Raw genomic sequence first — 11,936 nt, forward strand, 5'->3', positions numbered from 1 at the left:
AAAGTTCATTGGAATGATTTGAATAAAGGCACCAAATGCACTAAATTCTGTTATGTTATTTGTTGCAAACACAGTACCAATTATGCCAATAATATAGGCTCCCCAACTTGAGATAGGTGCTATTACGCAGATAGGTGCTGCAGTAGAGTCAACGATATATGCTAGTTTTGCACGGGAGACATGATGCTTATCCGTTACTGGTCTAGCTACTTGCCCGACAGTTAAGCTGTTAAAGTAATCATCTACAAAAACTATAACTCCTAACATCGCCGTCATGACTTGAGCACCTGCACGTGATTTGACGCGTGTTATCATCCATTCTCCAAATGCCCTTGTTCCACCCATCATGCTTATAAAAGCTGTTAAGATTCCTAGAATTAGAACAAACAAAAGAATAAATACGTTCCACTGATTCAATTGCCCGTCAGCAACAAAAATCCCCTTAAAGGCCTCCCAAATTAATCCAAGTGAACCAGCTACGTTAAAGCTTTGAATAAAGAGAGCTGCGGCAATAATCCCGACACCAAGTGACAACAGTACCCGCTTAGTTAGTAGCACCATAATTATTGCTAACAATGGTGGCACCAGTGACCAAATTGTATTCTCCATGATAGTCCTCCTTTTTCTCTTGGCTCTTTCCTTAAATTTTGTTGTTTTTATTTTCGTAGTTGATGAAAAGTGCGACGTAGTGAAAGTTCTTTTGACGCCGCCGTTCCGGCAGAATGCTTTGCTTTCCACGGGCACGGCCTCAGTCTCCTCAGAAGCAAAGAACGCTTCTTCCGGGGTCCTCGGACTTGCGCTGTTCCAGTAGGAGTCTTCGTATTCTGCCTTCACTAAGAAAAGTGCGCATGACCCCTATGTTTGACTGGGACTCCTTCACCCTTGAGAAGAAAACTATCTAAGCTGCGGATAAATGCGAGACTCCAGTGGGAAAGGAACAGTCTGAAGACCCCGCAGTGAGCGGTTTTTGCTCCGAGGAGGCTGAAGCGTTCCCCACGGAAAGCGAGTGTTTTTCCGAAGCGCTGGATCCGCACCAATCTAAAAAAGAGTGGTAGAAAATAAACATAGCAGTTACGTCGCAGTTTATACATTTTATGTCTTAAACAACAATCTATTAGAAAACAGCCCTTGTCTTTATAATTGAACCACTACTTCTAACTCCCCCCTCCCAAATGTTAGATTATTCTTAGTATTCTATACTTATTTAAGAAATCCCTCTTTTATTATAAAAATTAATAAACGAACACCAAGCTGCATTGTTCTTGGTGCTAATTGTGGTGATGTTTTTGACACTTCACCTGTGAAAATATATAGTTTAGTTAGCTAGAAATCATTAATCAGCAAATTGAGGTGTCTCAAATGAAAACAGATAAACTATACGCACAACGTTTAGATGAACAAGACGAATTAAAGCCTTTTCAAGAAGAATTTTACATTCCAGAAGAAACGATTTATTTTGATGGCAATTCGTTAGGTCTACTTTCGAAACGCGCTGAACATTCATTGGAAACCTTAATGGATTCATGGAAAAAACATGCCATTGATGGTTGGACTGAAGGAGCGGAACCATGGTTTTATCTTTCTGAAAAACTCGGCAAAATGAGTGCGCCACTTGTTGGGGCAGATATGGACGAAGTCATTGTTACAGGTTCTACCACTACGAATCTTCATCAATTAGTTTCATCCTTTTATAGGCCACATGGAAAGAAAACAAAAATATTAGCCGATGCATTAAATTTTCCATCTGACATTTATGCACTAAAAAGTCAGTTGAAACTGAAAGGTTATGATCCGGATGAACATCTGATTCAGGTACAAAGCAATGATGGAAACACAGTGGAAACAGCTGACATCATAAAAGAAATGACAGATGACGTGGCATTAATCATGCTCCCTGGAGTCCTGTATCGAAGCGGACAAATTTTAGATATGCAGACGTTAACAAGTGAGGCCCATAAACGTGGTATCGTCATTGGATTTGATTTATGTCATTCTATTGGATCCATCCCCCACCACTTATCTGACTGGGGGGTCGACTTTGCATTTTGGTGTAATTACAAACACTTAAATGGCGGGCCTGGAAGTGTTGCGGGTTTATATGTAAACCGGAAGCATTTTGGAAATGAACCAGGGCTTGCGGGTTGGTTTAGTTCGTCAAAAGAAAAACAGTTTGATATGTCACATACGCTCACACCTGCTGAAGATGCTGGTGCCTATCAAATTGGCACACCACATGTATTTAGCGCAGCACCTCTTCTTGGTTCCTTATCAATTTTTCAGGAGGTTGGAATTGATCGTGTACGCAAGAAGTCACTGCAATTAACGAATTACCTAATGGATCTTATTGAATCAGAGTTAGATGACTATAACTTCACGATAGCTAATCCCAAAGATGATGCAACGCGTGGCGGACATGTTTTTCTTGAACACAAAGAAGCCGCTCGCATCTGTAAAGCGTTAAAAGCCGAAAAGGTGATTCCTGATTTTCGAACACCAAATGGAATACGCCTTGCACCGGTAGCTTTATACAACACGTTTGCAGAGGTGTGGGAAACTGTTCAGATTTTGAAAACAATTATGAAGGAAGAAAGATATAAGAAATACGAAAACAAACGAGGTGTAATAGCGTAATGGTAAATGAATGGATTGATGTTTCACAACCTTTAACAAATAATATGGCGCACTGGCCTGAGGATACCCCCTTCTCCTATTCGCTTACTGTTGCAAAAGAAGATTCTGGTTCAGTAAACATCGGCCAGATAACTACTAGCGTTCACACTGGCACACATGTTGATGCCCCTTTTCATTTCGATGAAAACGGTAAGACAATCGATCAGCTTGATGTTAACCTTTATGTCGGAGAGGCCCTGGTTCTTGATGTAAGCGATGTGGAGGAAGTTACTGTAGAAACACTTGCCAAATTTACAATTGATGGTGTTAAACGGGTATTGCTTAAAACGTCTCTACCAAATGACCCTACTCGTTTTCCGAAAAGGATTCCTGTTCTTGACCCGCGGATAGCCAATTACCTGTCAGAAAAAGGAGTAAAATTACTTGGCGTTGATATGCCTTCAGTAGATGCAATTGACAGCAAGGAACTACCAACACATCATTCACTTTATCAAGAGGGAATAAATATTTTAGAGAATCTAATGTTGGATAAAATTGAGCAAGGAAAATACGAATTAATAGCATTGCCGTTAGCTATAAAGGGTTCAGATGGCAGTCCAGTTCGTGCGGTGTTACGAAAAATCGATTAACAATAACAGCAAGTAAAAACTATGAATGAGGAGGTTTTATGTTTGTCAGACCCAAATGAAAACAAGACCTTTAACAAAGAAGAAGGCATACACACTGACTTTATCGAGAAAATGACTTATGGTGATTATCTGCAGTTAGACACACTACTGTCTAGTCAAAAACGGCTATCCAGCCATCATGATGAAATGCTGTTTATCATTATCCATCAGGTGAGTGAATTATGGTTAAAGCTAATCATCCATGAAACACAAGCTGCCATTGAAGCTATCAAACGTGATGAATTGCAGTCTTCCTTTAAAATGCTAGCTCGTGTTTCCAGGATTCAGACACAAATCATCCAGGCCTGGGACGTTCTTTCCACGTTAACACCTGCAGAATATATGGAGTTTAGGGACAGTCTTGGAAATGCATCCGGTTTTCAATCCTACCAATACCGTCTGGTAGAGTTTGTTTTAGGCTACAAAACACCACATATAATGAAAATTTATGAAAAGGACCCGGAGCTATATAAGGTTTTAGATGAAGCTTATATAGCCCCTGGACTCTATGATGTAGCTATCGAGGCACTCGCACGTAACGGTTTTCACATAGATAAAGAAGTATTAGACCGCGACTTTTCCAAAACATACACAGAGAATGAATCAGTTGAAAAAGCATGGCTAGATGTATATAAAAATGTAGATAATAACTGGGAGCTTTATCAACTCGCAGAAAAGTTAGTTGACGTAGAAGACTGTTTTCAACAATGGCGGTTCCGACATATGAAAACAGTTGAGCGAATCATTGGCCATAAAGTCGGTACTGGAGGCTCATCCGGCGTTGGTTATCTGAAAAAAGTTTTAGAACACTACTTTTTCCCTGAATTATGGGGAATTCGAACCAAAATATAATGATCTTGGCCATGTTCTTTGCCAGCACTTGTGCTTACCTATAAGAACATGGTATTTTTGTATAACTAATTACGAACTAAAATTTATCAATTTTCACAAGTAAAGGATGTCAAAAATGAATGAAAAAAGAGATCAATGGTCATCGAAGCTAGGGTTTATACTAGCTTCTGCCGGAGCAGCAATAGGTTTAGGAGCAATATGGAAATTCCCATACATGACAGGGATGAACGGTGGAGGAGCCTTTTTTCTACTTTTCATTGGCTTTACTGTCGTTATTGGTTTACCTTTATTAATTGCAGAATTTATTATCGGACGTGGTGCACAGAAAGAAGCGATAAGTGCATACAAGGTGCTAGCACCGAAAGGTCTATGGTCGATTATAGGTAAATGGGGAGTGTTTGGCTCCTTTCTACTCATGTCTTTTTACAGTGTTGTCGGTGGGTGGGTACTAATTTATTGTACACTGGCCATTCCTGGGATGATCATTAAACAAAACGCTAACTATGAGGCCCTTTTTGGATCGATTACTGGGAATCCTCTTGTTACTATTATTGGTCTGGCTGCCTTTATTTTAATCAATGTAGTTGTTATCACATTTGGAATTAAGGATGGTATTGAAAAAACAAGTAAGATTCTAATGCCGCTGCTTTTCGTCTTTTTTATTGTATTGGTTATACGCGCGGTAACATTTGAAGGATCTATGGAGGGGTTAAAATTTTTCCTTCAGCCAGATTTCTCTAAACTAACAGGGGAAAGTGTACTATACGCCCTTGGGCAATCATTCTTCTCTTTAGCAGTTGGTTTTTCTGTAATGGTTACTTATAGTTCCTATCTGGGGAAAGATATCAGCTTACCAATGTCTGCTGCTTCTGTTTCCATTATGAACATTATTGTATCACTCTTAGCTGGACTTGCTATATTTCCAGTAGTATTCTCGTTCGGATTATCACCAGCAGAAGGACCTGGCCTATTATTTATGGTGTTGCCAGAGGCTTTTGCACAAATGCCTTTCGGTGAGTTGTTTTTAAGTTTATTCTTGCTGCTATTTCTGTTTGCCATATTAACTTCATCATTTAGTATGCTCGAAATTATTACCTCAGCTTTTTCAGCAAAAAAAGACCGGTCACGAAAGAAAGTTGCTGCGGTCGCAGGATTTGTCATTTTCCTGGCAGGAATTCCTGCTGCATTATCCTCAAGCCTATTGGCCAACTTCAAGCTATTTGGTTTAACGGTCTTTGACCTAAGCGACTTTTTGGTTAGTAATATACTGTTACCTGGTGGTTGCTTACTAATTTCAATCTTTATTGGATTTAAAATGAACAAGCAACTTATGAAACAAGAATTTTCATACAGTAATCAACTATCAGGCGGAACCTTTCAACTTTGGTTTCAGTTAATGCGTTGGGTAGTACCACTTACAATTATTATTGTTTTCCTTAGATCTTTAGGGCTTTTATAAGTGATCACATTTTCATCCGGCTTATCATCAAACCCAATTGGGTAAACTATATATAAGAAGGAGTGTATTTGTATGCCGAACAAAATTTTGATTGTTGGTGGAGTTGGTGGTGGAGCAACAGTTGCTGCTCAGATTAGAAGATCGGACCGGGACGCCACTATTATTATTTTTGACAAAGGGGAGCATATTGCGTTCTCTAATTGTGGTATGCCTTATTATATTGGTGATGTTGTGAATGAACGTGATGACTTGTTACGGGATTCAGATGACTTTGCAGACAAATACAATGTTCAATTAAATCTCCATTCCGAAGTTGTTGAGATTGATCGAACGGGGAAAAAAATTACATATATAAATAACCATCAGGAATTCCAGGAAACCTACGACACTTTAATTCTTGCGCCTGGCGCCCATGCAATAGTGCCTGATTTGAAGGGGTTACGTAACGAAATCACTTTTTCCCTTCACACTATTCCAGATATGGATGCTATTCATCGGTTTATTAAAGACAGTAAACCTAATCACTGCGCCATTATAGGAGCTGGATTTGTTGGTCTTGAAATGGTTGAAAATTTATACAGGCTTGGTATAGATTGTACGTTAATTGACCGCTCTAAGCAGGTGATGAAGCTAGTTGATCCTGATATGGCTGTCATGATTGAGGATCATGTTAAAGCAAAAGGTGTCCATCTTATACTGAACGATGGCATTGATTCATTTACCAACGAAGGGAAAACACTGCACTTGGATAGTGGAAAAGTGGTACAGGCAGACATGACTATTTTGGCAGTTGGAATTGCTCCAAACACGAAGCTTGCTACTGATGCTGGGCTTGATGTTGGTAATGATACTGGTGCCATAACTGTAAATGAATTTATGCAAACAAATGATCCACATATTTTTGCTTTAGGAGACGTTGTCGAAACAAAGGATTTTTTGACACAAACACCAAGACATGTAGCGCTCGCTTGGCCAGCACACCGACAAGCATTTATTATTGCAAGTTATCTTCAAAAAGACAAGGTTCCATATAAAGGTACACTGGGCTCTGCGATCTTAAAAGTATTTGATTTAACTGTAGCCACTACAGGTCATAACGCAGCTTCACTTAATCAATTAGGGATTGTCTACCAAGAGATTACACATGAGGCACTAACCCATGCAGGCTACTACCCTGGTGTTGATAAAATTCGTATCAAAGTATTATCAAGAAAAACTAATGGGCAACTATTAGGAGCTCAAGTAATCGGAGAAGGCGGTGTTGATAAACGCCTGGCTGTATTAGCTACAGCAATTAGAAGTGGACTAAGTGTGACAGAATTGGCTGAACTAGAATTAGCCTATTCACCACCATACTCCTCACCAAAAGATCCAATCAATGTTATCGGTTATAAAGCTATGGAAAAATAAAGTTTTAACATAAAAATTGCTTCCCGACTTGTAAATTCGGGAAGCAATTTTTTTATAAATCCTCTTCAGACCTATATATTAATGAAAACTTATCTTCATCCATCAACTTAGTGACATGAACGGTTACACCATGTCCAAACACAACTTCATCATCTGTCATAGCAACAATCATTGCTTTCGTTTTTTCTTCAATATCAAGGAATATATCACCGACAACTGGCTTAACCTGTGTGTCTATAGTAGGCATATTTTCCAGCGCCTCATCGTCTGCTTGCTGGTTTGGCGACAATAAACTTTTATCCAGGTATGATATATCTTGACTATTATCCATTTTACCAGGAACCATCAACACATATTCATTATGCTTGACACCATTATCTCGTGTTGTAACCACATTTCCATCTTCTACATTATCAACTTTTTCAATTTCATTTAACGAATAATGATCAAGAAAATCAGGTGCGGGTTTAACGATCAGAATATAATCTCCTGCTTCTGGCTTCTTATTTTGATCAATGGTATATCTCTTTCCGTAAAAAATAAATGAATCTAAATTCTTTGGTTTATATAACTGGATATCACTGGCTTTGGACAATACTTGTTGCATGTCCTTTAGTCGATATAAATGGACAGACTTTTTGAACATAGCTTTAACCGAGTATACCTTATGTAGTTCATTGTTATAGTAAACAAATTGACCTTTTCTTACCTGGATGAGTTTCATTTATACAGCCTCCTAAATTGTAGTTATATCATTTCTCTACTATTATTTTCCCATTATACCCTACTATCCAAACATCTATTATGCAAAACCTTTTTGACCGTCAAAAAAGAGTAACCATAAGGTACTCTACTTTGATGATCTTTATACAGTACGCCTATTTTGCAGATAGCCAATCAATAATACCATTAATGTAAGTAACGCAACAATTATATACATAGCTGATCCATTATTAAGATTCAGCCAATCACTAACAACTTCATCTCGGGTAATCATTTCACCGGCTGTCCATGCTAATATCGCTGCTCCAATGTAAGCAATCCACGTAAACTTGTCCATTACTTTAACAATCAGTTTTGATCCAAATATCATGATTGGTATACTGATTGCTACACCAATAGCAATCATTCCTATATGTCCATCTGCAGCGCCTGCAACAGCTACAACATTATCAAGGCTCATTACAGCATCTGCCATTATAATAGTACCCACTGCCTTTATAAGTGTTCCTGATGACTTAATATCAGCATCAGGTTCATCATCTACCAATACGTGATATGCTATCCATAGTAATAATAATCCACCTATCAAATGGACGAATGGAATTTGTAATAAATAAACGATTAGAATTGCAAATACTACTCGTAATATTACTGCACCTGCAGTACCTACAGCAATAGCCTTATTTTGTTGCTTTTCAGGTAAACCTCTAGTTGCCATCGCAATAACAATAGCATTGTCACCGGAGAGAATGATATCGATTGCAATAATTTTTAATAATGCCACTATAGAATCTTGTGTTAATTCAATTCCAAACAAAGTTTTGCCACCTTTCTACTTAAACGGACTTACCTACTAATATTAGTCGAATAGTAAAAACATGCTATTGAAGGGGAAAAACTTCATCATGAAATTAAAAATAAACAATCTCCAGCAGCTATGAAGAATGCTTTCTTAGAGTTAGGCTCTTTTCGTAAGGTTTTGTTGTTTTTTAATTCGCAGTTGATGTAAACTGCCACGTACTAAAAATCGTGTTCTATGCCCTGGATTCGCAGCGGAAAACAACTCAGCGCATACGTCGCAGTCTATAGATTTTGTGTCAAATACAACAATCTTTCGCAAAACGGTCTGGATTTATTCACTTTGGCATTAATCCATATGAGCAAATGATAAGTCTGTATCAACTTCACCATATAATCGAGTGAGGTGAATTTGTTCGCCTTTTAACCATTTAGTAAAATCAAACACCTCAGGTTCACGATCTCCCCCAAGTGCAAACCACACTTTTCCTTCTTTCGGAAAATATGCCGAAGTATGAATCGTTCCTGACCAGTTACGGTAATCGTTGGCAAACACACCTTTATCCAGATCGTTCATCATCCGAAACGCCTGGTAACCATCTGATACATTTCCTTTGTAATTGTTAATTGCATTCATTCTTTTATAAGAGTCATCTAAATAATTTCGGTTTTCATGCTTTAGTACTTCAAAGTGATTGGTACAGATGTTTGATTTATGGACTTCAACCCCACGAGGTGTTGCTTCTATAACATATGTTTCTTGATGCTTGTCCATTACTATATAGCTAAAGGAATGACGATGTGGAATTTCTTTTAGCATGGTAACAGCTTCCTCCGCACTTGCACAACGTTCCAGAATAATACGCCCGATCATATTACAAATAAATCCGTCACCTGGATTTTTTCGATGAATGAAGTTATAGCCTAGTACTAATCCTTTTTCATTCATCCCATCCATACGTCCAGTGACCCGTTGTGACGGACCAATCACAGCATAACCACCATCGTTCGGTTGATAGATCATGTATCTGCCTTCATATGTTTTGGGTTGGTAATCATAATTTCTTATCATATAGTCTTCACTTGTAAAAATAGAACAGCCTGAGCGTACATATTCTAGCCGATAACCACCAAATTCCTTTAACACCTCATCAATTGGCCATTCCAGAGCATCACTGAGCCCGACAAGTTCATCCCAAATTTTTGGTGCATATGGTAACAACGCTTCTTTTACAGCCTTTTCATTTATCACAAATCGAGCCTTGCGTGTCTTCCACTGCTTTCTTCTATTTTGAATTGTGAGCGATCCCTTTAAATCAATACCCTGTTGAAAACCAAAATCATAATGGCTGCCACGAAATTGGAATATGTCACTATATATTTTCTTCATTTTAAATTACCCCACTTAATCTTTGGTAGTACTAGTTTAATGGTTTTCATTTTAGAAAGGAAAGAAGTTGTTTATCTTTTTTTGAAACTATTTGTATGGGCTGCACGTATAGACATTGGAATATAAAAATTAGGAGTGACTACATGACAGGCATATTACTAACCGCGGTATTATCATTAATTTTATATACTGTATTATCCATTATACTCATGTTCAAGAATAAGAAAATGAAAAAAATTACTGTCCAACCAGCAGTTTTTGTTTTCATTACATTATTAGCTTTTGCAAGCATTGCTAATTATTTTGTCCTACTACCAATGACAATAGCTAACATGATAATTGCAAACTTGGTATTGGCAGTTGTCGGTGTGTTTCTATCCTATGGGATGACGCAAACACCAGGTAAGACAAAGCGTAACGGACCATTTGAGGCCACTTTAGGATTACTGGTTATAGGCGTTGTTTTAGTTTTGCCTACCTTTTTCGTATTAGGTATATTCACTTTGGATGATTCCTATGATTCTATCAGTCAGCATAAAGTTGAGGAAGCTAAACCATTAAGCAAGGATGACACACCAATAACTGTGTCACCAGAGTTTGCTCGAAACAAGATGCAAAAGTCGATGAGTGTCATTCCAAACACTCAATTTTATGACTTAGGAAAGCTCCAGGTTCAAAAGATAGATGAGGAAATTGTCTTTGTTGGGCCGGTTGAATTTACCGGATTCTGGAAGTGGTTTCGTGGTAAAGAAACAGAAGGATACTTCACTATTTCCGCGACCAATGTTAATGCACAGCCAGAGTACGTTCAAAATAAGATGACATATACAAACTCAAGTTATTTTGGTAAGTATATTGAACGGGTTATTTATGGTGCATATCCAAGCTATATTCAGAGTGGTGAAGCACAAATAGAGGTCGACCAAGATGGAAAGCCCTGGTATGTTCAAACTTTATTTAAGCCAATTGGGCTAACGTATAAACCGAACTTAGAAAACTTAAAAGTAGCAGTAGTTGATCCTAAATCAGGCGATATCAACCTTTATGCAACTAGTAAAGCACCTGAATTTGTAGATGGCTCAGTCAGCTCTGAAATGGCTGCCGATGTAAATGAGTACTTCGGTAAATATGTCCATGGTTGGCTGAATTCCATCTTTGGAAAGAAGGATGTTAAGATTCCAAACGAATCAGGCACGGAAAGCAGTGTTACACCAATCTTTAATGAAACTGGCCGTATGTTCTATTTTACGGATTTAACATCACCAAAAGAGAACATTGATTCCGCACTTGGTTACACATTAATCAATGCCCGCACTGGTGAGTTAACCTATTACAACGGCAAAAAGAATAATGGAATTATGGACAGCACTGGAGCAAAAGAAATTGTTAACAAAGAATTCCCTGAGAAAAACTGGGAAGGGTCTATGCCGGTTTTATATAATATCGACGGTAACCCAACTTGGGTGGTAAATGTATTAGATCCAAATGGTCTCTTTAAAAAGTATGCGTACATTAAAGCATCAGACTCTGATTTTGTGGTATTCGGAGATACAGCCCGCGAGACACTGGAAGCATACAGACTCCAGTTGCTGCAGGATCCAAGTAATGTGTCATCATCAGGAGAAACGCCTTTACAAGATCGTTCTGGAGTAGTAAACCGTGTGTTAGTATCCACTCAAAAGAATGGTCAGGTTGTTCAGTTTTTACTAAAAGGAGATAAAACAATCTATACGATCACTGCCGGAAAGTCCCCACTTGCTCTATTTTTACAAGCAGGAGACCAGGTGGAACTTGAAGCAAATATTCGTGATAATGGAACTGGTATTGTAGAGACAATAACCATTGAAGGATTGACCGAGTAATAACTGTATTTGTTTAAGATAGCGGTGGTTGTCCGATTGTCGGGACCGCGTGCCTCCGGCCAGAATCGAGCACCGTTTGGTCGAAATCGAGCGCTCTCCGGCCAAAATCGAGCACCAACCACCAGATATCGAGCACCACAAGG

The 11,936-nt window shown here is 38.5% G+C and carries 10 protein-coding genes; 6 read left to right on the plus strand and 4 right to left on the minus strand.

Features of this window, described 5'->3' with window-relative positions:
- Window positions 1–609 (minus strand): Na+/H+ antiporter NhaC family protein (locus ACOI1D_RS18970; protein WP_422503469.1); only part of this gene is annotated, 609 nt, incomplete at its 3' end.
- A gap of 750 nt (window positions 610–1,359) precedes the next feature.
- On the opposite strand from ACOI1D_RS18970, the gene kynU reads away from it, so the two are divergent.
- The 5 genes from kynU (at window position 1,360) to ACOI1D_RS18995 (ending at window position 7,020) form a co-directional block, all read left to right on the plus strand.
- Window positions 1,360–2,631, plus strand: coding sequence for a kynureninase (gene kynU, locus ACOI1D_RS18975; protein WP_422503471.1), 1,272 nt, complete (start codon window positions 1,360–1,362; stop codon window positions 2,629–2,631).
- Window positions 2,631–3,260: an arylformamidase gene (gene kynB / locus ACOI1D_RS18980; RefSeq protein ID WP_422503473.1), complete on the plus strand. Its 630-nt coding sequence runs from the start codon at window positions 2,631–2,633 to the stop codon at window positions 3,258–3,260. Before kynU ends, kynB begins: the two co-directional genes overlap by 1 nt.
- 42 nt (window positions 3,261–3,302) lie before the next feature.
- The gene (gene kynA, locus ACOI1D_RS18985) at window positions 3,303–4,151 is read left to right on the plus strand and encodes a tryptophan 2,3-dioxygenase (protein WP_422503475.1); all 849 of its coding nucleotides are present in this window, start codon (window positions 3,303–3,305) and stop codon (window positions 4,149–4,151) included.
- A 115-nt stretch (window positions 4,152–4,266) separates the two neighbouring features.
- Window positions 4,267–5,610 carry a sodium-dependent transporter gene (locus ACOI1D_RS18990; RefSeq protein ID WP_422503476.1) on the plus strand — a complete coding sequence of 448 codons (1,344 nt, stop codon included), beginning with the start codon at window positions 4,267–4,269 and terminating at the stop codon, window positions 5,608–5,610.
- 72 nt (window positions 5,611–5,682) lie between these two features.
- On the plus strand, window positions 5,683–7,020 hold the full coding sequence (locus tag ACOI1D_RS18995; protein WP_422503478.1) for a CoA-disulfide reductase: 1,338 nt from the start codon (window positions 5,683–5,685) through the stop codon (window positions 7,018–7,020).
- A gap of 52 nt (window positions 7,021–7,072) precedes the next feature.
- Here ACOI1D_RS18995 and ACOI1D_RS19000 read toward each other — a convergent pair whose 3' ends face one another.
- The 3 genes from ACOI1D_RS19000 to ACOI1D_RS19010 all read right to left on the minus strand — a co-directional run bounded on the left by ACOI1D_RS19000 (window position 7,073) and on the right by ACOI1D_RS19010 (window position 9,931).
- Window positions 7,073–7,744, minus strand: coding sequence for a hypothetical protein (locus tag ACOI1D_RS19000; protein WP_422503479.1), 672 nt, complete (start codon window positions 7,742–7,744; stop codon window positions 7,073–7,075).
- Window positions 7,745–7,885: 141 nt separating this feature from the next.
- A complete protein-coding gene (locus tag ACOI1D_RS19005; RefSeq protein WP_422503481.1) occupies window positions 7,886–8,560 on the minus strand; it encodes a TerC family protein in 675 nt (224 codons plus the stop codon).
- Window positions 8,561–8,890: 330 nt separating this feature from the next.
- Entirely contained in the window at window positions 8,891–9,931 is a 1,041-nt protein-coding gene (locus ACOI1D_RS19010) for a C45 family autoproteolytic acyltransferase/hydolase (RefSeq protein ID WP_422503483.1), read from the minus strand.
- Window positions 9,932–10,074: 143 nt separating this feature from the next.
- Between ACOI1D_RS19010 and ACOI1D_RS19015 the strand changes: the two genes are divergently transcribed.
- Entirely contained in the window at window positions 10,075–11,793 is a 1,719-nt protein-coding gene (locus ACOI1D_RS19015) for a DNA-binding protein (protein WP_422503485.1), read from the plus strand.
- The last annotated feature ends 143 nt before the right edge of the window (window positions 11,794–11,936 follow it).

This window comes from Virgibacillus sp. DJP39 (genome assembly GCF_049310925.1).
Lineage (GTDB): Bacteria > Bacillota > Bacilli > Bacillales > Amphibacillaceae > Virgibacillus_F.

Coding starts and splice junctions, on each gene's coding strand:
- ACOI1D_RS19000 (WP_422503479.1), bottom strand. CDS start 7,744: ATGAAACTCATCCAGGTAAGAAAAGGTCAATTTGTTTACTATAACAAT.
- ACOI1D_RS19015 (WP_422503485.1), top strand. CDS start 10,075: ATGACAGGCATATTACTAACCGCGGTATTATCATTAATTTTATATACT.
- kynB (WP_422503473.1), top strand. CDS start 2,631: ATGGTAAATGAATGGATTGATGTTTCACAACCTTTAACAAATAATATG.
- ACOI1D_RS18990 (WP_422503476.1), top strand. CDS start 4,267: ATGAATGAAAAAAGAGATCAATGGTCATCGAAGCTAGGGTTTATACTA.
- ACOI1D_RS18995 (WP_422503478.1), top strand. CDS start 5,683: ATGCCGAACAAAATTTTGATTGTTGGTGGAGTTGGTGGTGGAGCAACA.
- ACOI1D_RS19010 (WP_422503483.1), bottom strand. CDS start 9,931: ATGAAGAAAATATATAGTGACATATTCCAATTTCGTGGCAGCCATTAT.
- kynU (WP_422503471.1), top strand. CDS start 1,360: ATGAAAACAGATAAACTATACGCACAACGTTTAGATGAACAAGACGAA.